Raw genomic sequence first — 20,684 nt, forward strand, 5'->3', positions numbered from 1 at the left:
AGCTCCGGTTTCCCGAAGTTATCCCAGTCTTACAGGCAGGTTGCCCACGTGTTACTCACCCGTCCGCCGCTAACCTTCTGGGGCAAGCCCCAAAAAATTCGCTCGACTTGCATGTATTAGGCACGCCGCCAGCGTTCGTCCTGAGCCAGGATCAAACTCTCCAAGAAAGTTGATGTAGCTCGAAAATTTACGTTGGCTCGTGTTCTCTATATAATAGAAGAAACACGATTATTATTGTTTGTTGACGTTTTTGTTTGTTTAGTTTTCAAAGAACAATGTCATTTAATAAAAAGTGACAGGAATATTACTTTATCACATTCCTTAGATTCTATCAATCATAATTTTTTTCCAATTGCGATTGACTTTCGCGCTCTTTTTTAGAGATACTTTTATATAATATCACGTAGTGTGCATTAAAGCAAGAGAAAGTTTTTCCCAATTGTTTGCTTATCCACTCTTTTAAAGAGCAACTTTATCAGTTTAACACCGTCGGCGTTCACTTGCAACAGAAATTTTTTTCAATTCTACAACAATCATCTGTACAGCGTTCACATCGTTTCCGATTTGAATTTAAAGGTGTCTCACCTATTGATCCATTAACAGACAAAAAGAAAAGCGAGAAAGACTTATTATTTAAACTCCTTTTCATTGATTCTATATTCTTTAAGACGTTCTTTTAATTCCTGTTGACCAAATACATTTTCATATTCAGATAATGCTTTTTGCGGACGTTTTTCAGCTATTAATTCTTCTCATTCTTCGAATCGTTTCCGTATCCCTTAAACTTTATTGCAGTCCATAACAGCTACGATATTATTAGGTCTTGGTTATAAGGAGTATTTTTTGGTTTAAGTCCCATGTTGTTAAACTGTTATTTTTCATTAACTAAACTGTAAACAAGCTATGATATAGTAAATACGATCAATTCCAAGGGTAGCAATTTTCCCTAATAAAAGCCGGACTTCCTGTGATATGAGGAAAGCCGGCTTTTTAATTCCCTTAGCAGCCAGAACAGTACACCGAATAAAACAAATTGAGTGGGTATCTTGGCCGTCCGTATTTGTAGGAAGGCAGAACACCAGCAGCAGGAGGGTCCCCCTCGTTTACGTTCTGAATCAAACGAGTTCATTAAGGGGAATCAACAACATTTAAGTAACTCATACAAAACTTTACAATGAAAAGGAGATCATCTGTGTCTGCAAATAGACAAGACCGTATAAATAATAAATCTAAGAAAGAAAAAAAGAGATCTTTGTCCTGGATCCTCTTGCCTGCCCTAATCATTGGATTAAGCAGTGCAGCCTATGCCACTTTCCTTTATAGCAAGGCAGAATCGGTTATGAATAGTTCATACAAACCGATTGACCGGGGATCCAAACGGGTATTTAAAAATGTTACCGTTGAAAACACATCGATTCTTTTCATTGGAATCGATGACAGTAAAAAACGGAAAGAAGGAAATTCGCGGTCAGACGCTTTGATGCTCGCTACATTTAATAAAAAAGATAAATCAATTAAACTTCTAAGCATCCCGCGTGATTCCTATGTTCAAATCCCTGAAAAGAATATTTATACGAAAATCACACATGCACATGAATATGGCGGCGTAAGGCTTACCCTTGATACTGTCGAAGGATTGCTCGATATCCCGATTAATTATTATGTAGAAATGAATTTCAATGCTTTTATGGATGTCATTAACGCCCTTGGCGGAATTGATGTCAATGTTCCATATACCTTTACGGAACAGGATTCTCAGGACCACCAGGGAGCGATTACCTTACAAAAAGGAATGCAGCATGTGAACGGAGAACAAGCACTGGCTTTTGCAAGAACAAGACATTATGACAGCGATATTTATCGTGGAAAACGACAACAAGAAATTATGAAAGCTATTCTAGCCAAAGCTACTTCCGTAAAATCAGTATCCAACTATTCAAAAGTAATCGAAGCGGTTGCTAAGAATATGACAACAGATTTAACTTTTGATCAAATGTTATCGTTTATTAATTATTTAAAAGCGGGTAGCGGCTTAAATACCGAATCCCTAACACTGAAAGGTTCCGACTCATATATTAATGGGGTTTATTATTACCAATTAGATCAAGCATCATTGAACGAAACAAAGTTAATCCTGAAAAATCATCTTCTTGGAAAAACGACTTCAAGTAGAACACCATCCACAAATGAATCATCTTCCAATAATTAAAAGAAAGACCCGGCTGGGAGAATCAGCCGGGATTTTTTGAAATGAAAAAGGGGTACATTATAGATGAGAAAAGTTTATTATTCCTTAAAAAGGCCGGAGGATCAAATTTAAAGTTCATTTTACCTAGGAAAGTCTAGGATTTTTCCTCTTTTTTACGTTGGTTAATATTGGTATAATCAAAATACCCCTGATGTTATAGATAAATTGCATCGAAAAGAACTCCTTATTGGGAGTTCTTTTCATTTTTATTAGGAAAAACCCCCCTCTAGAGGGCAGTTTTAATACCACCTAATTTTACTAATGGGGAGAACTTTGGGAAAGTGTACTACCTCATTGGCTTGTCCGCTCCGATAAACTAAATGTGTATAGCTTTCATTTTTGGGAAAATTAGACTAGTTAAAGATAGAGCTATTGATAGATAAATATATTTTACCTTTATAGTAAAATATTAGGAAAATATCAAAGGATGTGGAATTTTGAAGTTAAATGTAAAAATTTCGTTTGTTTTTTTTATTTGTTTTCTGTTTTTTACCCCCCGCTCCATTTTTGCAGAAGAAGTTTTGCATAAAGGAAGTCAGGGAAAAATGGTGTATAACTTGCAAGAGAAATTAAAGAAAATGGGTTATTTCACCACCCAACCAACAGGGTATTATGGTTCGATTACAGATCATGCAGTTAGACAATTTCAGCTAGATACTGGACTATCCCCAAATGGAGTTTTAGATTTTCAAACGCAACAAAAATTAAATGGTATAGAAATGATGGCAAGGGTTGTTTATGGAGAAGCTCGCGGTGAGTCGTATGAAGGACAAGTAGCGGTGGCTGCTGTTATTATAAATCGATTGTCCACGCCAGGTTTTCCTAAAAATATTTACGATGTTATTTTCCAGACGAATGCTTTTACAGCTGTACATGATGGTCAATATTATTTGACACCTGACAGTTACTCTTATCGAGCAGTGATTGATGCTTTAAAAGGATGGGACCCTACATACGGTTCGGTTTATTATTATAATCCAACCTTAGCAACCAATGATTGGATTTTTACTAGGGAAACAGTAATCAGAATAGGGAACCACTTATTTGCAAAGTAGTAAAAGCTAAATCTACATAATGCAAAAAAAGTTTATTAAAAAAAGGAATAGATGAAAAAAGGAGATATTACTAAAATATGAAAAATAAACTCTTTTATAAATTTTTAGCGGTATCTTTAAGCATTCCACTGTGCGCTTGCTCAGTTCAAACGCAGGACACAACTGAACCAAAAGAAGAGAAAGCTTCAAGGGAAGAAAACAAACACTCTACTCAGTGGTCATATGAAGGAGAAACAAGTCCAAAGAACTGGGGAAAAATAGATACGTTAAACTCTCAATGTGTCAATGGCAAGGAACAATCACCTATTAATATTGAAATATCCAAGGTTCAACCCAATCAAGCATTGGATGATGTCAAAATCACTTACCAGCCAACGGTATTTACTTTCGAGAATAACGGTCATACTGTACAAGCCAATACCATTGAACTAAATAATAGCATAGTAGTGGAAGGAACAGAATACAAACTTGCCCAATTCCATTTCCACCAGCCAAGTGAACACCAGTTTAATAGGAAAAACTTTGAAATGGAGATCCATCTAGTACATCAAGATAAAAATAATAGGCTAGCGGTACTGGGCATTATGATCAAAGAAGGAAGCAAGAACAAATCTTTGGCAGAGATTTGGGGCAAGCTGCCAAAAGAAGAAACTAAAGAGGGTATCAAGTTAATTCAACCGATTGATTTGACAAGTCTGCTGCCGAAGAGTCAGAAATCGTTTCGATATAATGGCTCGCTGACAACACCTCCTTGTTCTGAAAAAGTCAAGTGGGTGGTATTGGAGCAACCAATTGAGATGTCCAAAGCACAAATCGATGCTTACCGTAAAATCTTCCCAGATAATCATCGTCCTGTACAACCTCTGAATGAACGTGACGTTCAAACGAGTAACTTATAATATCCCTATGGTTCTGGAATAAGAGGCAATTAGCATCTGAATCCAGAAAAGCTCGTTTTATCATAAAACGGGCTTTTTCAATGTATATTTTATATTTTTTATTCAAGAAACGGGCGCGATTGATGAGCAATAAAAGAGCGATACATATAACTATGTCTAATATGCATCGCCTTTTTTTTATAATTTTTACAATTTAGGTCTTGATAACCTGAAATAATATGTGTTTTACGAACTTGTCCTTGAAGGCATATCCTCAACACGGAACAAAAGATTTTAGACAATTAAGTTGTTCTATCTCCAAATTAGAAAAAGGTGGGAATAAAAAATTTTTGTATAAACCACTCCAACCTAGCAAAGTTTAATTATTGTTGAAGTTTTATTTCAATTCCCAAACAAAATACATACACCCGGGAGGTTATATTTATGACACAACAAAATCAACAGCAACAACAAATGCAACAAGCCGTTCAATCTGCTCAGCAAGCACAACAAGCTGCTCAACAAGCGCAACAAGCTGTTCAATCTGCTCAAGCAAGTGCAACTACACAACAACTTCAACAAGCTCAACAGCAGATTCAACAAGCACAACAAGAAGTTCAGCAAGCTACAGCTAAATCGCAACAAAAGAATTTTCAATAGAACGAAAAAAGGAGCTTCACCGAAGATTCTTTTTATACTTTCCCAGGTGATTCGTTCTCAAATTCAAATTTAGCTGTCTGTGCAAAATTTAGACCCTTAGCGAGCCACGGAAACCCCTGGCAGCATAGTAGGATTCTGCTCCATTGGTACACGAAGACGTGCCCGTAGCGACAATCGCAAAAAAGGGAACCGCCGAGTTCTCTAATATCAGAGGGTGTTTGCACCCAACTCGACGTTTTCATATCGAATTTTCCAAGTTTCTGCAACGCTCGATATTGTTCTTCCGTTAAAAGTTCAATGCCCATAGCAGTTGCCATATCAATAGCATAGCTTGTCTGGATGATTTTTAAGGTATATGAATTCATGCAAGCGAGCAATCTCTAAATGACCGCAATCAGTAGGATGTGGATTAGGTAAAAAATTAGGTGGTACGGGGTTTTCACAGCTATGTGTCCAAATACAAACCTTCGGTTGTGTGGTGTTAGTGAATTGCCCTAGAAAATCTGCATGAACATCAACCACTTTATAATGAAAAGTGAAACGGTTTGCTTTAATCACATCATTAATTCCCTGAATAAAGGGCTCTGCCAACATAAAAAATGGCGTGCCACCTATAAAAGGGTTGTAAACGGTCATGACTAATATTTCAGCATGGGATCGAATGCTTTTTCGAATTTCACGCATAATCAGCGGCCAGTTTTGGGCAAAAGTTGCAACGGCATTTGACAAACAGGCAGGAATGGTAGGGTCGGGCTGACGAAGGCAAATCAATAAATCGTTGGCACCAATACTAATGGTAATTAAATCTGCTTTTTTTACTGCTTCCCTAAACACTTCGGTTTGTAGCTTCTGAAGTAAATTAGTACTAGTGTCACCAGGATGGGCAAGATTACTCAAATTCACACATGGGAAAATCGTCGAAAGGAAGTCCCGAAAGTAATAAACGTATCCGTATCCGTGGTTTTCCGTATCATTGACGTGAAATGAAGCACCCTCTCCAAATGCAATGGAATTTCCAAGAGCTGTATATTGAAAACAATGATGGTGATGGTGATGGTGTTCGTGTAAATCAGACACATAATCACCTCCTTTTAATAAATTTAATACTATACTATTATTCTAGTAAGAATACGAAACGGCAACTGACCAACTGTTTCCGTCATTTTATTAGGCTAAAGGGTGCGTTTCTACAACAGTGGAGACGCTTTTTTACTAACATGACAGTTTCTTGAAAAATTTAATAATAATGAATAAATATAGTCTGATTAAATTGCCGTTACATGTCTATTTCATTCTTCATCAATTAATAGCAGGTAAAAAGATTGTCGAGAATTGCCTAGTAAGGAAGTGGCAGAGAGACAATACACCCTGCCATACTTCCTTATCACCTTCTGTGTCTACTTAAAAGACGATCCTCATAAACTTTTTCGCTTGATACACACCATCCTGGTAAAATTCACGGGTTTCCACAAAATATTCAAAGATTCCATGATGAATGGTAGGCTAAAATGGTTTCAACTTTAATCGGTTTGTACTCTTATACGGTTTATTTTCTGATTCTGGACGACCTAGCCAATAAGTTTTTAAAAAACAGGCTACGCCTTATTATTGAATAATATTAATAAAGAGCTGTGGAATTGTTTCATTTTCGACAGTTTTTTTACATCCGTTTCGGATTAGGGCAGACACCGACTAAATAGTAGATTTCCATTATCATTGTCGATAAAACCGAAAACTGTGTTGATATCTTACCAATATGTGTTGATATAATTGGAATCTATGTCGATATCCCATAAAAATGTGTTGATATCCCGCTAAAATATGTTGATATCACAAAAATCGGCCGACTTCTCTTCTCAAATAATTGCCTTATTAGACTAATTTTCCGCCAAAACTCTTTTCTCCAATCCAATCACCGTTGATTAGAAACCGAGCAAACACAATTTTGGGCATCCCTCGACGCATGAAGGATATGTAGAAGCAGCAAAAATACAGATTTATCTGCGTTAAATTGGAATTTATCTGCGATTCTAAGGAATTTATCTGCGCAAATGCAGCCTTTATCTGCGTTCCGAGGTGTTTTATCTGCGAATCTAATCTACTTACTACACAAATACAAAGGAATAACAATAAAGTTGAACGGAGAATGATAAGAAGAACTTCTACCCAGGGGAACGGATTAAGGAGCAGGAGGCCATGCCCCCGCCTGTTACTTTGCTTCATTTGTATTGGCTTCTTTTGTTTCAATGGTTCCTGATAAGGAAGTCATGGAAGACTTTTTATTCGCGTTATTTTCAATTACTTGGCCGGCAGTAGTCGTTTGATTTAGTTCATGTTCTTGGATTCGTTGACTCTTTATGCTAATTTCCCCTCCTTTCTTTCCATATTTTCTTCGTATTCACTTCGTTTATGCATTAGAATCTACGTTATAATCCCCTCATTATGTTATTGCAAAGCCTGAACTCGTTTATCTGCGTTACGATGTTAAAAAATGCTGTTTTTAGCTATATACTTTCCAAGTCATAACATCTTAAGAATAAGTTAATCCAGCCATTTAGGTTCCATTAATCATCACCACCTATACCAAATACACCTACTCATATAGTGGTGTTGTAGTTTTATCTATAAAAAAAGCGGTCATCTCATAAAGGGAGAATGACCGAAATGAAAAAAGAAAGCTAATAAACAATTCGAGGGGTTGTTTCAGTTTTTTGTCCGTAATGCTGCACTTAATCTTTCTATTTTGAAACAATAAAAGTGTTTTATGAAAGGGCAAATGTAGTGAATGTGATTCTGACCCATCTAGGGATGCTTCTCATGGTTCCGCTACTATGAGAATGCCATTGGAACCGTCCCCATGGCCTCTTTGGGTCATAGCTTTCCAAGAACCAAAAATGGAATTGCTTGACCCAAATATCGTTTATGCCTGATTACGTATCGATTTTAGTAGTATTAATTAATACCTTTTGAGATTCAGAGATATCAATATGTATATCATTTTTAGCTGATAGTTTTAATGTTAATAAAACGCTTAAACCGAATGTAAGTAATCCGGCCAAGATCAGCATACCTTGTGTGAACTCCACCACCCCAAGAACCATCGGTCCCACAAATCCACCTAATGCTGCAAGTGAATTGACTAAGGCGATCCCAATAGGTGCAGTTGATTCTGTGAAGAAGAATGTCATATAAGCAAAGAAGCACCCAGAAAATCCATTTAATCCAGCCGATGTAAGTGATAACATAATTACCATCATAATGGTGTTATCTGATGGTCTTTCCAGGGACGGTTCTCATGGTCCAAAAAAGCCGACAGAACCCGCCCGCATGGTCTCGGAGAAAAACCTGACACATACGAGAACTTGTTTTTACTTTTATAATAGAATTTTTTTGTATATAATGGATATATAATAAAAAAGAGAAGTGCGGCTAACACTTCTCCCTGCAACCTCTACCGTTAGGGTGGTGGTTGTCTAAGTATTATTCTTTATGAGAACCACCCTTAGGCTTGCTACGGCGTAGGGTGGTTTTCTTGTTTTCTAGAACGTTTTTCCGAAAGAAATAAGCGCTGACTTCACGCAAAATTCCTTTAAGAATTTCTTTCACGATTTCAAGAAAAGTTTCCATGATTATCACCTCCTTTCCTAAAGCAAGGAAAAGAAGATCGACAATCCGGCCACCCTCACAATATTCAGTTGCAACTCCATTCTATCATTTTATACCTAACCAAATACCTACTAATCTTCGACAAAATTCGAAGTGAGCTGGGGTCTGACAGCACATCTATGGACGGTTCTCACTGTGACGCTACTATGAGAGTGCCATAAGAACCGTCCCCATGGTCCTCCGGTAACACCCCTTCGTAAGAAGGGCTTTTTCTATTTAAATAAATAAGAAAGATGTCGAATATTGAAACCGCAAAATTTGACAAAATCCTGAACAACTGTATAAAAACTTCCAAAAGGTATATGAAGGTATACCACTCGAATTATTTTTTTATGTTACTTTTTTACTAGAGAGGCAATTCAAAAAGTGGAGGCAGAGAGATGGAGAAGAAAGTGATTTTCAAATTGCAAAGCTTGGTACAGAAACATGATTTGTCCGTAAGAGAAATGTCCAGATTAACGGATATTCCTCGTCCTTCTTTAAGTAAATTAATGAATCAAAAAATGCAAAATATTCATTTACCCCATATTTTGCGGATTGCCGACGTCTTTAACGTCAATGATATTCGCGAAATAATTGACCTGGAAGACATACATACCAAATCGTTGTAATGATCTTAATTGGGGCGGCTAATCTTTAATCACACAAATGTCCTTTGCCGCCCTTCTATCTTGGTGAATGGAAACAAATGATATTGTTTAAGAGAATTGGATATTCCAGCGTTTCTTTAACATTCAGCCTCGGCACCTCAACATTCAACCCCATAATGTTAGTACTCCATCCTCAGGCAATAAAACCATTTGCCAAAATGAAATCCCTAACTTTTGTAACCGTTTAAATGGAACAGCTCTCCCTTTTTTCTGTCATGCCTAGTTTAATTAAATGAAGGAGTTGAGGAGCGTTTATGGAAAAATTTCATATTATTAAGCCATCGATTATGTATATGGAAGGTCATGTGGACCGAAACGCGAAGCTTTGTACAAAGGTAACCCAAACAGATGGAATCATTCTTGTCGACAAATCCCCTGTCCAAATTCTCGATGACAGCATTCGATGCATTGGTTTTAATTTTAAAGGCGCCTTGGAAACCTCCAAATGGATCATGGGGGATTCGTATATGTGTCCCATCATGGTGAATCCGATTCTGAGAATTGTCGTGTTCCCCACGAAATCAATCAAAAATGAGGACTCCATCTGGCTGAACCCGGACCAAATCCTGAGGACGAGCAGCTATTACAACAAGACAAAAATAGAATTTAAGAATGGACATACCCTTATTGTTCCTTGCAGGTTGTCTTCCTTTAACACAAAACTGCAGACGGCTGAACAGTTTAGAAGGATTACTTGTGGGATAGCAAGAGATCCACTTTGTTTTATGCTAGAGCCGAAAAGGAAACGGATGGAACTTGGTCGGAAAAGACAATAGAAGATTCCACAGGGACGGTTCTGTTGGCCCAAAAAAGCCGCGAGAACCGTCCCCATGGCCACCCATGGCCAGCGAAAGGACAGTGGTCGATAATGGCAAAATATCGTATGGTACAAACTGAATTTTGGAAGATTCCCATCGTTTCAGAAGAGATGACTCCGGAGGACAAATACTTTTATCTTTATCTGCTTACGAATCCACATACAACTCAAATTGGAATCTATAAAATTACCAAAAAAGTAATGGCTTTTGATTTGGGTTATTCGATGGAGAGTGTCCATTCCTTAATGGATCGCTTCATCAACCATCACAAATTGATTCGTTACAATCCGGAAACGAGAGAACTCGCGATTAAAAACTGGGGGAAGGATAACCTGGATAAAGGCGGGAAACCGGTTGTGGATTGTATTCTTTCTGAATTAAAAAAGGTAGAGGATCATTCACTTATCCGTTATGTTGCGGAATCCATTCCGAAAGAGTACTTTCGCAGCCTCTATGAGAGGTTTTTCAGCAACAAAGAAAGAGATCAAAATGAAAATAATACATATCGTACGGAATGTAAAGAAATGGACGATCCGTACCCGTATCGTCCTACGATACGTGGACAAAAAGAAAATAAAAAAGAAAATGAAAATGAAAAACAACTAAAAGCTTTTTACCCAAATATAAAAAATCCCCCCAAAAAAGAAGATGTGAAAGAAATTATCGAGTTTTGGGACACGAATGGATTTGGGTTTACGAACGTGAATGCGAAACAGCAGCTGTTATCTTGGCTAGATGATTCAAGCTTTTTACAGCCAAAAGAGATGATTTTAAAAGCCATGAAGATTGCCTGTGCCACTAACAAGCGAAGGCTGAACTATATTGTGGGGATTCTCAAAAACTGGGAAAATGAATCTTTACTGACTGTAGAAGAAGTGGATTCGTATGGTGAGAACCAAAAGCCTCCCCATAAGTCTAGGCCATTCACCAAATCACCTCCTGCTGGAAGATCCATTCCAAGGGAATTTGAACTCGACCTTACGGCAGGTGAAGCGTGATGAGTATCGCAGAAAAAACGTTCTTAGGAAGCTTAATGAAGGCGGAGTACTTACTCAAGGAGACCGTCATTCAACCGGAACAGCTTGAAAGCACACGGCATCAAGAATTAATGCGAAAAATGGTGGAGTTAAAACAGGCTGGTAAGAATATTGATTTGATCACCTTTACTACCTTACCCGACCTCGAATCATTCGGTGGAATGTCTTACCTAACGGAAGTGTTATCGTTTGCAGATGTGGAGAAATTTGACGGAACGGAGAAGCTTATTCTTGAACTGTGGAAGGAGCGGGAAAAGAGAAACATCTTGAATGTTGCCGCCATGAATGATTGGGAGATTGCGAAAGTCATTGCCGAATTGGACAAAATTAACCAAATGAAGCTAGAGGATCATACGTCCTTACAACTGGCGTTGGCCAATATCTATGAGGCACCCTGGGAAGATCAAGCAGCCTTGAGAAGTGCGTCAACAGGAATCAAAAAGCTCGACGAAGTGACGGGAGGCTTTCAGGGTGGAGAAGTAACCATTCTAGCGGCAAGACCGTCGATGGGAAAAACCGACGTGATGCTCCATTTTGCCAAAATGACGGGTTGGGCAGGATTTCTGCCCCTCGTATTTTCCTTAGAAATGCCTGAAAAGCAGATTACGTCTCGATTAATTGCTTCGACTGGCGGCTTTAACCGGGCAAAAATGCGGGATCCGAAAAGAATGCTTACGCAAAATCAAAAGAATAAATGGTCGGATGTGATTGGGGATCTCACGGAAACCCATATGCAAATTTTTGATGGGGCCGGACAAACGATTGCCGAAATGAGAGCGAAAACGAGAAAGCTGATGCATCAATTTCCCTACAAGAAACCGATCCTTTTTATTGATTACTTAACCCTGATCCATCCAAGTCAATTTTACGGCGGGAATTCCCACTTACAGGTAACGGAAATATCCAAATCCCTGAAAACGATGGCGAAGGATTTCGATTGCCCCGTCATTTGTTTGGCGCAGCTCAATCGATCGGTAGAATCCAGGGCCGATAAACGGCCAATGATGTCTGATATTCGGGAATCAGGCAGTGTGGAACAGGATGCCGATGTCATTTTGTTCTTGTACCGTGAAGCGTATTATGACAAGGACTCCGAGGATCATTCTCTTGAAATCATCGTCTCGAAAAATCGTAATGGACCAGTTGGAACCATCAGGGTGAACTACAACGAGCATACGGGAAGGATTGAGGACCTAAAGGAACCTTACCCTTGTATAACCTATTTTAGCCATTATGAACGCAAGCCCACGGCTGAAAAAGGAATCGAATAACGAGGTGTTGGCACATGCTTGTGAAGGATCTATACCTAGATTGTTTGCTTTATGAAGAATCCTCATTGGCCCATTACATCTACCATTTACTGGCGGAGAGGAAAATTTCATTAGAGGACGACTCTTCCAAAATCGACTTAAGCCAAGTGAACCATCACAAAGTAACGGAAATGATTCAAAACAATGTACTAGGTTTTCATAAGGTTGGCATCTACTCCCTGAAAATGAACCAGAAGGCATTTGCCTTTATCTATGCGAGCAGTCAAGAAGAGGCAATCCAATTCTATAAACAATCCTTTCATAAAGCTCCATTGAACTGTCACGAATATCCGCTAGAATGCGAGCTTACTAGAGGAAATGGGGTTATTTCGTTTCGGGACATGAAAAAGGAATTCGGAAGTTTTCCGACTATAGCGGGATGTTTTGTGAGGGGGTAAAAGTTAGTAATGGGGGCTGAGTGGGGGCTGACCCCGAAATTCCTAAATGAAAAATCGCAAATTGAAAGATATAAATCACTGCCATTTTGCGATTTTTTTAATTGGCTCTTTTCGTAAAGATTGTGGCTTTTGAAAAAAGAAAGGAATAATTTACCTTTTATGCTATTATAAAAACAAGAACTTGTTCTGCTAAAGGGCAGCTTAGGGGGCGATTTGTATTAAATATATAAATATTGGTTTAACATTTTTATTGTTGAGTTCAATTATCTATGGTTCTGCATTGATTTCAGCATCGGTTTATTCTCAAGGGTTAGCAGGTAATGATGGTCGAGGATGGGATAGACGGTACGGAATTTTTGGAACTGCTTTAAGAGAGGTAGGAACACTACCAATAATACTGTCCATCCTATTAGGTTTAATCGGTTTATCCATTGTTGTCACATCAATAAGGAAGAAATAAGAATATAGGCGTTACTTATTTCATAACGGAGTCGATAATGGAATCAAGAACCACAGCCGTTCTTCAATTGAATGGCTGTTTTTTTATACCTCCCGTAGAAAGTTGACCGTAAAGTTATTTGAGTTTTGACAGGCACATAAAAGCATCTGATTTATCTGTTCTTTATCCGCCATTTTCTTACTTTGCTGAAGAAAACTAAACCAATACAGGTAATTATCCAAATACTAGGTTGCAACACCTTGAAACCTATCAAGCCAATCCTTTAACCGTTTATGGTAGTTGTTGACGTTTTGTAGATGATAGATGCCTTTTTTAACGTAGCCCTCTTTGCTTAGGTTAATGGTTTCGTGCTTCAATGCCTTGATGAGGGCAAACTTTTTGTAGTTGGTAGCAGTATCTGTACATAGCAAAGAAGACGGGTCAATATAATACCCGATAACCGCGTCAATTTCCTCTGCACGTACCCGTCCAGTTCCTGCTTTTTGAGCGATGACTTGACCGTTTCGGTCCTGTGCAACTACAACAGCTATTTTAAGATTACTAATACCCCTCTTTTTATCTCTTCCCCCTCTTTTCTTAGGCTTCCTGTCTAAGGCTCTACGTCCTTTTAGAGACTCTTTAAAAAAGGTCTTTAATATTCTCTGTTTCATAGAGTCAAATTTTTAAAATTGGAAAAATGAATAGAATTGGTTAAATTGATTGAAAAAAGATGGAAAGGACAATTAATTCGTTTGGTGGGTAATTACAAGGGGGAATTCTAAGCAAAAAAAGGAGTGAACTATTTCTATCAATGATAGTGGAACTCCGTCAGAAGCTTCATCACATTCTATAAGGCCTGTAAATTGGTCATTCATCAATGTATAGTAAGATAGTCCATTAGGAAAAACTTTAGTTTCAACTTGTTTCTCTCCAATACCCTTTCGTGTTTTATCCATTAATTTTTTAAGTAAATCCTGCTGATTGCTGTTTAATTCACCATGTACAGCAAATTTATAGCCAAATTCTATGTTTTCCACAGCTTCCAGGCAAATCCCCGTTGGATATAAATGTATTTCCACAAAAAAGGTACGAGTAGTCCCTTCATAATCCTTCAAAGAAAAAGAATCTACCATCTGTTCTAAATTTACCTCAAGCTCTTCTGACATGCGTTCGTTATAACAATTCAGACATAACTGCATGGTACCCGCTTCCATGTCTAAAAATACTTTCACCTTACCAGAACCGCATTGCTCACACATATTCATATTATCACCTATATTTATTTTTCTTCTATTTTATCAACTTGAGGGAACTTTAGACACTACTTTTCCACTCCCCTTCGAGATAAGAAGTATCATTTATGATGGTCCTTAGGAAAAAAAGAAGAAATTGAACTGTACCTTGCTTTCAAACTAACCTATCAAGATATGACAAAATTCGAATGGTGACAATATGCATAGCCCTACACTACTAAATACTAGAAGAATGCCAGTGGAACCGTCCCCATGGTCTTCTGAAGATGGTGATGTTGTTTTTGCCGTTTCCATTTTTAGTTCCGAGCTTTTTGAGGAAGTTTTGGTTGATTCATCGTTCGTTTTTCCGCACCCCAGAAAGGGCTATCCCAAGAAGAACTACTAAACCAACGATCAACTTTTTCATTTTCATTAACCCCCTTGATTGAAAAATCCATTTAAGATAACTTTACGATTATTGAAAAATCAAAAACACCCAACCCGGCTTTCAATGCTTCACTCTTTCCTCATTAAATGCTATTCATTTGATACTGTGAAATGATGGAATTGGCATTCTTCTATCAAAATACCTTCCAATACTCTTTTCCATTCGACCTGTTCCGACACTTATCTTTTTAATCAATCGTTTGATTAAAACCGCTACAAAGCCTTTTGAAAAAAGAAAATTGTCCAGTTTCCGGGGAAATTTTTTGTCGATGAAATCGTTCTATTTTCCTTAATGATCCCACAAGTTGTCAAAAAATAGCATTACTCACAAAATTTTAATGATATTTACAAATCACCCATCCAATCAAGCGTTTGATTAGAACCTGACAAAACATTGTAAATTAGGGGTTTCTTCCTCCACTTTAGTAAAAAGATTGTCGAGATTCTTCTGTTGAGGAAATCAAATCATGCGATTCTGCTTACTGTTTTATCCATCATTTTTCCTAATAGAGGATTTAATAAAAAGTTTCTCCTTTAACAAAACATTAAAGGCTTTGTCCAACATTTTAGAAACAAGTGAGTATACGGGACGACTCTCCTTTGATGATGTTATGTATATGGCGTATGAACCACAAGATGCACACTTGTTCTTTCAGTTTATTTATGAAATGTATGATAAAGCAGCGTTCATCCTTACATCTAATAAAGGACCTGGAGAATGGGGTAAATTTCTCGGAGACCCAACGCTTACTACAGCAATCTTAGACCGCCTTCCTCATCGAAGTGAAATTTTGACCTTTAGTGAAGAGCAAGACAGTATCAAGATGAAATACAGAAAAGCATTATTTAATAATCCAAGAATTGAAGAATAATGAGATTAACAGAATGATAACAGTAAAAGAAGCAACTCTTTTCTTCCGATCCTACGAGGTGAAATGTGATGAGCAGCTAGTTGGTGAATGGATGGACAAATGCCCAGCAGGACACGCCCTAAGAGATTAAAAGGATGAAATTGACGAATGGGATATGTATAGTTTTAGTGATTGGTTAAGAGTGTACGGAACTGCATACGAGGAAGGAATTGATGATAAAACTGAAATCGCAAGATTATTCGAAGAGATTGCTTATTTAGAGAAGGAAAATGAGGAATTACGCATTGAAAATCCCAAGCTAATTTCTAAGCTGGATATTTTTCCGTTTTAAAAGATAAAATAAAATTCCCCATTTTGGTAGGGGAATTTTGAATTGACAAATACAGGTATCAGTGTGAAATACAGAAAAGCATTATTTTATAATCAAAGTGTTGAATCTTAATTGATGAAAACTGCTGAATTCTACTTGACGTTTACAGATAAGGCAGTGATTCGTGATTTTCTTTTATAGTTTTTAAAATTCATGACTCCTTTACACTGACATAGTACTTCGAAAAACTGTATCAATAATTTTTTATTTAGCTCTTTATTCTTCCCCTCCTGTACATGAACTTCATCATGTAATTCCTAAATGACAAATTTCAAGAAACCAGGTTCCATAGGAACGGTTCTCTCAATCTATTTTATTTATTTCTAAAACCAAAAAAGATGACAGAACCGTGATCTAAGTCTTTTTTCACATTCACCCACGACCTTTTTCATTAATATTTCTCAAAAATTTCAACGTGTATATGACAAAAGAACTATCGAAGCGCGATAATTTATCCTATAATTATCTTATATTCCATAAATCATACAATAATGGAAAACCTATTGACAAAATGTTGATTCCAAAACTTTAGAGGCTAAAGTCATGCTAATGCCTATGATAGCCAGTTTCAGAATAGGGAATTACGATTAATGATAAATATAAAGGGGAGAAAATTTTTGAGGATTAGAGTAATTTTTTTAAAGTTAAAAATTACTTGGCATGCTGCAAGGAGAAATTACTATCAATTATTACAAGACTCCTGTCTCGATAGTATGTTAAGAATGAAATTACAGAAAAAAATAAACTATCATACTTTTAAATTAAATGATCTTACATAATGATGGTCTCTAAAAAGATCTTCATGACTGTAAAAATTATGTTCTTAGGAACCAGAGGTTTGATTTATTTAAGAAAAAAATTTTCTTCTTTATGTATAAATAATTAGCATCTTATTAAGAACAAACACCTTTGGAGGTAATTTATGAAAACAAAAATTTCTTCATCTTTTATTAAAATACCAAATGATAATGATAACGAAGATAGAAGAAACTTTTTATCTGCACTAATTTTCTGGATACTTGGCTTTTTTTTCATTTTTCCCTTTAAAAAAGAAGATGGAACTATAGGAATACAACGAGCACACGCAGCAATGGTTATTGACGATAATGGTAATTCAGTTTCAAGCAAACTAAAAGAGATAAATTCGCAACTGGCGGATAATGCAAAACGATTAGATACGCTCGAAGTACCAATTACAAATTTTGGTGCCAGTACATCTTTAACTGACAATATATCCGCCATTCAGCAAACAATTAATTATGTTGATTCGTTAGGTGGAGGAACGGTTCTTATCCCTGATGGAACATTTTATGTAAAACCGAAATCAGGAAAAGCAAATAACATAATCTTAAAGTCCAACATTACGATTAAAGGGGTTTCTAGAAATACCTCTATTATTAAAATCCATAAGACTACTGGAGATTGGGGAGAATTATTTTCATATCCTACTCCAGCTGCTGTTATGTATAATGTTAAATTTGCAGATTTAACGTTCGACTGTAATATTAACAATACTGTCGGAGTACCTACCATGTGGGATAAGCACAGAATGTGGATAAACGGAGGATATACCTATAACTATTTAATTCAAAATGTGCATTTCATTTGTAACGGTGTTTGGGCTATGCATGGGAATGTAATGAACAGTCGATTTATCAATAATGAAGTTGAATATAATACAACGAATGTTCCTGCTACATGGTGGGATGTTTCAGCTGTTTGGTGGGGAGGTAAAAATAACGATATTAGCAATAATATTATTTGGTCATCTGGAAACTGCGGATTCGTTCCCGAAACAGCAATTGAATTTCAAGGTCATAATTTCCATGTTCATGATAACAAATGTTTAGGCTACGCAAACGGTATTTTACCAACTCCATATACGGATACGACCAGTGGTGTTATTACATTAGACCCCGGCGGAAGAGGAATAAAGGTGTATAACAATTCTATTCAAGTAGCTTCAAAAGGTGTATTTATTTGGCCAATGAATTTGACAAAAGGTTATTTAGAGGATTTAAGTGTGTATAACAATACAATTGTTATCACAGATGACGTTCAAGGGGCGCCAGATCCGAGGGCAGGGATTACGTTTAAATTAAAAACTCCTAAATGGGATCAAAAAACACCTGTTAAAAATGTACGAATCTATGATAACTATATCGAATATAAAACAAGAACAGTTTCTACCAATCTTTATTCAGGAGATGCAGGAATTAAGTTTTATGCAAATGTCAATTTAACTGGATTAGAAATAAAGAATAATACGATTGTAAATTGTGGTGCTAATGGTATCGCCCTTCATATGGATACAGGTTCAACTAACTGGATACACCAAGTGTTTATCACTGGGAATCGTTTTAAAGATGTATTAATGCCTATACGATTAGGGAGAAATCTATCCGAAGTTATCTGTAAGAATAACCTTTTCACACAGTTTACAACTTATGGTGGAACAAGCGATATGACCTATTGTATTTACAAAACTACTAACACTTATCCAAGAAACGTAAACTATGTTATTTCAGGTAATGAGATAATGGCTCCAGGTCTAAGAGTTACGGAAATCAAGTTACAATAATGTTTCGCACTTGGAGAACAAGATACATTAATGTGTATTGATATTTACGAATGATAGCCGATAATTATTTCCAAGGGGTGAAAAGGTTGGTTACTAAAAGAGTAATCTCTCCCTTGGAGGATTTTTTCTACAGCTGTTTTAAATTATCTAGTAATCCCTCTCTGTTGGAACTCCTCCCAAGAACTCAAACACATGGACAAACCCATCAAGAAATGCTTCCTGTTTTTCATGAAAATACGCTCGTACAAATCGCATACGGCTTGCAATAGAACAGAACGCAGAAGAGGAAAATAAATTGTGTACTACCCTGTAGAATTATATCCACATCTCCCCGTCGAATTGGAATTGGTGGCCGAGTTGAAAGTCAAGTGGAATGAAGACTTCCTGAATCTCTTTCTTACGTTTGGCAACGATTTTACGTATGTTGGAAAATCATAATTAAGTTCTTCAAGGGTTAACATAATCCTTTGAATCATAACATAACTCCTTTAATTACTATCTAGTAATGTAGAGGAGTTTTTTCATTGGTAAGGGGATAGAAAAGCTTGGTAAAATCTTTGTCAATGAGTGGTACAAAAGATTGCATAAGTGTTAAATTCCTATGGCCGTAATCATATATAAGCAATAACTTATTTTATTATAAAGCTAGGATTGAAGTATTATAGTAATAGAGGTGAGTATTTTGAATCGAAGGAAATTCTTAATAAACTTTATATTTTGGATACTTGCTTTCTTTTTTGGGTACTTCATCAAAAAGAAAGGGGACCCTGATCCATTCCAGTCAATTTTACGGCGGTAATTCCCATTTACAGGTAACGGAAATATCTAAATCCCTGAAAACGATGGCGAAGGATTTTGATTGCCCCGTCATTTGTTTGGCACAGCTCAATCGATCGGTGGAGTCAAGAGCGAATAAACGGCCGATGATGTCGGATATACGGGAATCGGGCAGTGTTGAACAGGATGCAGATGTCATTTTGTTCTTGTACCGTGAAGCGTATTATGACAAGGACTCCGAGGACCATTCCCTTGAAATCATTGTCTCGAAAAACCGAATTGGTCCGGTTGGAACCATCCGGGTGAATTACAACAAGCATACAGGAAGACTAGAGGACCAAAAGGAACAGAGTCTTAATATTGAATAACCTATCCTTAGCCCTTTTAAACGTAAGCCCATCGATGAAAAAGAGGGTGTTGTCACATGCTTGTGAAGGATCTATACCAAGATTGTTTGCTTTATCAAGAATCCTCATTGGCCCATTACATCCACCATTTACTGTTGGAGAAGAAAGTTTCATTAAATGACGAAATATCCAAAATAGACTTTAACCAAGCGGATCATCAGAAAGTATCAGGAATGATTCAACACAATGTATTAGGTATTCATAAGGTGGGTATCTACTCCTTAAAGATGAACCAAAAGGCATTTGCCTTTATCTATGCGAGCAGTCCGGAAGACGCCATCCAATTCTATATCCAAACCTTTCATAACGCTCCATTGAACTGTCACGAGTATCCGCTAGATTTGGAGCTTACTACTGGAAATGATGTCATTTCATTTCGGGATATGAAGAAGGAATTCAAGGGTTTTCCGGCTATAGCGGGGTGTTTTATGAGGGAGCAATAGCTAGGAATAGGGAGCAATCTTTTATTGTTAGAGATATAGCCATTTAAGTTCGAGTCAAGCGATGCCTAACAACTCCATAATTCTGAACTGCCCCGTAAATGTTAGACACAACTACTAACATTTTATCCCTAGCGTTTTCGCTGATATCAAACTGGCAGCATTCCATCTGCTTTTATAACTGTTCCATCTAATGACAATGCCCCAATAAACGCAGTTTCCTTTGGAAATTTACTCTTAATAAAATTGAGTCGAGCAGATCATTCTGTTCATGAGTGAAGCGGGCTTTTCAATAGTAGTAGCACTCTATTTGCTTTATCGGTTTGAGGCAAAGCTTGGTATGGTGGTCCGGTCTACTCAAAGCCTGCCGGATCGTATAAAAAAAAACTGATATTTTCG

General features: G+C 37.1%; 21 protein-coding genes, 1 rRNA gene and 3 pseudogenes. 16 read left to right on the plus strand and 9 right to left on the minus strand.

Features of this window, described 5'->3' with window-relative positions; all coding sequences use genetic code 11:
• Positions 1 to 167, minus strand: a 16S ribosomal RNA gene (locus J2Y67_RS22735); the annotation flags it as partial.
• A 1,007-nt stretch (positions 168 to 1,174) separates the two neighbouring features.
• On the opposite strand from J2Y67_RS22735, the gene J2Y67_RS22740 reads away from it, so the two are divergent.
• The 4 genes from J2Y67_RS22740 (at position 1,175) to J2Y67_RS22755 (ending at position 4,841) form a co-directional block, all read left to right on the plus strand.
• Entirely contained in the window at positions 1,175 to 2,209 is a 1,035-nt protein-coding gene (locus J2Y67_RS22740; protein ID WP_310177694.1) for an LCP family protein, read from the plus strand.
• A gap of 476 nt (positions 2,210 to 2,685) precedes the next feature.
• Positions 2,686 to 3,303, plus strand: coding sequence for a cell wall hydrolase (locus J2Y67_RS22745; protein WP_310177695.1), 618 nt, complete (start codon positions 2,686 to 2,688; stop codon positions 3,301 to 3,303).
• Positions 3,304 to 3,380: 77 nt separating this feature from the next.
• Entirely contained in the window at positions 3,381 to 4,202 is an 822-nt protein-coding gene (locus tag J2Y67_RS22750; protein WP_310177696.1) for a carbonic anhydrase, read from the plus strand.
• Between the two features lie 423 nt (positions 4,203 to 4,625).
• Positions 4,626 to 4,841, plus strand: coding sequence for a hypothetical protein (locus tag J2Y67_RS22755; protein ID WP_310177697.1), 216 nt, complete (start codon positions 4,626 to 4,628; stop codon positions 4,839 to 4,841).
• 88 nt (positions 4,842 to 4,929) lie between these two features.
• On the opposite strand, the pseudogene J2Y67_RS22760 reads toward J2Y67_RS22755, so the two are convergent.
• The 4 genes and pseudogenes from J2Y67_RS22760 to J2Y67_RS22775 all read right to left on the minus strand — a co-directional run.
• A pseudogene (locus tag J2Y67_RS22760) lies at positions 4,930 to 5,164 on the minus strand (DUF4256 domain-containing protein); the annotation flags it as partial.
• Positions 5,160 to 5,918 (minus strand): GDSL-type esterase/lipase family protein, encoded by a 759-nt coding sequence (locus J2Y67_RS22765; RefSeq protein WP_310177698.1) that lies wholly within the window; start codon positions 5,916 to 5,918, stop codon positions 5,160 to 5,162. The pseudogene J2Y67_RS22760 and the gene J2Y67_RS22765, both read right to left, overlap by 5 nt.
• 1,853 nt (positions 5,919 to 7,771) lie before the next feature.
• Complete coding sequence (locus tag J2Y67_RS22770) at positions 7,772 to 8,086, minus strand: MFS transporter (RefSeq protein WP_310177700.1); 315 nt, start codon at positions 8,084 to 8,086, stop codon at positions 7,772 to 7,774.
• A gap of 235 nt (positions 8,087 to 8,321) precedes the next feature.
• Positions 8,322 to 8,468 (minus strand): hypothetical protein, encoded by a 147-nt coding sequence (locus J2Y67_RS22775; protein ID WP_310177701.1) that lies wholly within the window; start codon positions 8,466 to 8,468, stop codon positions 8,322 to 8,324.
• Positions 8,469 to 8,887: 419 nt separating this feature from the next.
• Between J2Y67_RS22775 and J2Y67_RS22780 the strand changes: the two genes are divergently transcribed.
• The 6 genes from J2Y67_RS22780 to J2Y67_RS22805 all read left to right on the plus strand — a co-directional run bounded on the left by J2Y67_RS22780 (position 8,888) and on the right by J2Y67_RS22805 (position 13,180).
• A complete protein-coding gene (locus tag J2Y67_RS22780) occupies positions 8,888 to 9,118 on the plus strand; it encodes a helix-turn-helix domain-containing protein (protein ID WP_310177702.1) in 231 nt (76 codons plus the stop codon).
• A 293-nt stretch (positions 9,119 to 9,411) separates the two neighbouring features.
• Entirely contained in the window at positions 9,412 to 9,933 is a 522-nt protein-coding gene (locus tag J2Y67_RS22785) for a competence protein ComK (RefSeq protein ID WP_310177704.1), read from the plus strand.
• A gap of 92 nt (positions 9,934 to 10,025) precedes the next feature.
• Complete coding sequence (locus J2Y67_RS22790; RefSeq protein WP_463675871.1) at positions 10,026 to 10,973, plus strand: DnaD domain-containing protein; 948 nt, start codon at positions 10,026 to 10,028, stop codon at positions 10,971 to 10,973.
• Positions 10,973 to 12,283, plus strand: coding sequence for a replicative DNA helicase (locus tag J2Y67_RS22795; protein WP_310177706.1), 1,311 nt, complete (start codon positions 10,973 to 10,975; stop codon positions 12,281 to 12,283). The genes J2Y67_RS22790 and J2Y67_RS22795 overlap by 1 nt, the downstream gene beginning before the upstream one ends.
• Positions 12,284 to 12,297: 14 nt before the next feature.
• A complete protein-coding gene (locus J2Y67_RS22800; protein WP_310177708.1) occupies positions 12,298 to 12,720 on the plus strand; it encodes a hypothetical protein in 423 nt (140 codons plus the stop codon).
• A 253-nt stretch (positions 12,721 to 12,973) separates the two neighbouring features.
• Complete coding sequence (locus J2Y67_RS22805) at positions 12,974 to 13,180, plus strand: phosphatase (RefSeq protein WP_310177710.1); 207 nt, start codon at positions 12,974 to 12,976, stop codon at positions 13,178 to 13,180.
• An 83-nt stretch (positions 13,181 to 13,263) separates the two neighbouring features.
• Here J2Y67_RS22805 and J2Y67_RS22810 read toward each other — a convergent pair.
• From J2Y67_RS22810 to J2Y67_RS22820, 3 genes and pseudogenes are all read right to left on the minus strand, one after another.
• A pseudogene (locus J2Y67_RS22810) lies at positions 13,264 to 13,812 on the minus strand (IS1595 family transposase); the annotation flags it as partial.
• Positions 13,813 to 13,902: 90 nt separating this feature from the next.
• Positions 13,903 to 14,418 (minus strand): DUF7686 domain-containing protein, encoded by a 516-nt coding sequence (locus J2Y67_RS22815; RefSeq protein WP_310177711.1) that lies wholly within the window; start codon positions 14,416 to 14,418, stop codon positions 13,903 to 13,905.
• Between the two features lie 290 nt (positions 14,419 to 14,708).
• Complete coding sequence (locus J2Y67_RS22820; RefSeq protein ID WP_310177712.1) at positions 14,709 to 14,849, minus strand: hypothetical protein; 141 nt, start codon at positions 14,847 to 14,849, stop codon at positions 14,709 to 14,711.
• Positions 14,850 to 15,305: 456 nt separating this feature from the next.
• Here J2Y67_RS22820 and J2Y67_RS22825 point away from each other — a divergent pair, with 456 nt between their 5' ends.
• From J2Y67_RS22825 to J2Y67_RS22835, 3 genes are all read left to right on the plus strand, one after another.
• Entirely contained in the window at positions 15,306 to 15,710 is a 405-nt protein-coding gene (locus J2Y67_RS22825) for an ATP-binding protein (protein ID WP_310177714.1), read from the plus strand.
• Between the two features lie 154 nt (positions 15,711 to 15,864).
• Positions 15,865 to 16,041 (plus strand): hypothetical protein, encoded by a 177-nt coding sequence (locus J2Y67_RS22830; RefSeq protein ID WP_310177716.1) that lies wholly within the window; start codon positions 15,865 to 15,867, stop codon positions 16,039 to 16,041.
• Positions 16,042 to 17,002: 961 nt separating this feature from the next.
• Complete coding sequence (locus tag J2Y67_RS22835; protein WP_310177719.1) at positions 17,003 to 18,661, plus strand: hypothetical protein; 1,659 nt, start codon at positions 17,003 to 17,005, stop codon at positions 18,659 to 18,661.
• A 110-nt stretch (positions 18,662 to 18,771) separates the two neighbouring features.
• On the opposite strand, the pseudogene J2Y67_RS28110 reads toward J2Y67_RS22835, so the two are convergent.
• Positions 18,772 to 18,913 (minus strand): annotated as a pseudogene (locus tag J2Y67_RS28110) (IS21 family transposase); the annotation flags it as partial.
• Between the two features lie 485 nt (positions 18,914 to 19,398).
• On the opposite strand from J2Y67_RS28110, the gene J2Y67_RS22840 reads away from it, so the two are divergent.
• The 3 genes from J2Y67_RS22840 (at position 19,399) to J2Y67_RS22850 (ending at position 20,676) form a co-directional block, all read left to right on the plus strand.
• The gene (locus J2Y67_RS22840; RefSeq protein WP_310177721.1) at positions 19,399 to 19,806 is read left to right on the plus strand and encodes a DnaB-like helicase C-terminal domain-containing protein; all 408 of its coding nucleotides are present in this window, start codon (positions 19,399 to 19,401) and stop codon (positions 19,804 to 19,806) included.
• A 56-nt stretch (positions 19,807 to 19,862) separates the two neighbouring features.
• Entirely contained in the window at positions 19,863 to 20,288 is a 426-nt protein-coding gene (locus tag J2Y67_RS22845; RefSeq protein ID WP_310177723.1) for a hypothetical protein, read from the plus strand.
• Between the two features lie 268 nt (positions 20,289 to 20,556).
• Positions 20,557 to 20,676, plus strand: a complete 120-nt coding sequence (locus J2Y67_RS22850) for a YvrJ family protein (RefSeq protein ID WP_310177724.1) — start codon at positions 20,557 to 20,559, stop codon at positions 20,674 to 20,676.
• Positions 20,677 to 20,684: the final 8 nt, after the last annotated feature.

It is taken from the genome of Neobacillus niacini (genome assembly GCF_031456445.1).
Classification (GTDB): domain Bacteria; phylum Bacillota; class Bacilli; order Bacillales; family Cytobacillaceae; genus Neobacillus; species Neobacillus niacini_I.

Coding starts and splice junctions, on each gene's coding strand:
- J2Y67_RS22740 (WP_310177694.1), top strand. CDS start 1,175: ATGAAAAGGAGATCATCTGTGTCTGCAAATAGACAAGACCGTATAAAT.
- J2Y67_RS22750 (WP_310177696.1), top strand. CDS start 3,381: ATGAAAAATAAACTCTTTTATAAATTTTTAGCGGTATCTTTAAGCATT.
- J2Y67_RS22755 (WP_310177697.1), top strand. CDS start 4,626: ATGACACAACAAAATCAACAGCAACAACAAATGCAACAAGCCGTTCAA.
- J2Y67_RS22770 (WP_310177700.1), bottom strand. CDS start 8,086: ATGTTATCACTTACATCGGCTGGATTAAATGGATTTTCTGGGTGCTTC.
- J2Y67_RS22775 (WP_310177701.1), bottom strand. CDS start 8,468: ATGGAAACTTTTCTTGAAATCGTGAAAGAAATTCTTAAAGGAATTTTG.
- J2Y67_RS22780 (WP_310177702.1), top strand. CDS start 8,888: ATGGAGAAGAAAGTGATTTTCAAATTGCAAAGCTTGGTACAGAAACAT.
- J2Y67_RS22785 (WP_310177704.1), top strand. CDS start 9,412: ATGGAAAAATTTCATATTATTAAGCCATCGATTATGTATATGGAAGGT.
- J2Y67_RS22790 (WP_463675871.1), top strand. CDS start 10,026: ATGGCAAAATATCGTATGGTACAAACTGAATTTTGGAAGATTCCCATC.
- J2Y67_RS22795 (WP_310177706.1), top strand. CDS start 10,973: ATGAGTATCGCAGAAAAAACGTTCTTAGGAAGCTTAATGAAGGCGGAG.
- J2Y67_RS22800 (WP_310177708.1), top strand. CDS start 12,298: ATGCTTGTGAAGGATCTATACCTAGATTGTTTGCTTTATGAAGAATCC.
- J2Y67_RS22815 (WP_310177711.1), bottom strand. CDS start 14,418: ATGTGTGAGCAATGCGGTTCTGGTAAGGTGAAAGTATTTTTAGACATG.
- J2Y67_RS22820 (WP_310177712.1), bottom strand. CDS start 14,849: ATGGATTTTTCAATCAAGGGGGTTAATGAAAATGAAAAAGTTGATCGT.
- J2Y67_RS22825 (WP_310177714.1), top strand. CDS start 15,306: ATGCGATTCTGCTTACTGTTTTATCCATCATTTTTCCTAATAGAGGAT.
- J2Y67_RS22830 (WP_310177716.1), top strand. CDS start 15,865: ATGTATAGTTTTAGTGATTGGTTAAGAGTGTACGGAACTGCATACGAG.
- J2Y67_RS22835 (WP_310177719.1), top strand. CDS start 17,003: ATGAAAACAAAAATTTCTTCATCTTTTATTAAAATACCAAATGATAAT.
- J2Y67_RS22845 (WP_310177723.1), top strand. CDS start 19,863: ATGCTTGTGAAGGATCTATACCAAGATTGTTTGCTTTATCAAGAATCC.
- J2Y67_RS22850 (WP_310177724.1), top strand. CDS start 20,557: ATGAGTGAAGCGGGCTTTTCAATAGTAGTAGCACTCTATTTGCTTTAT.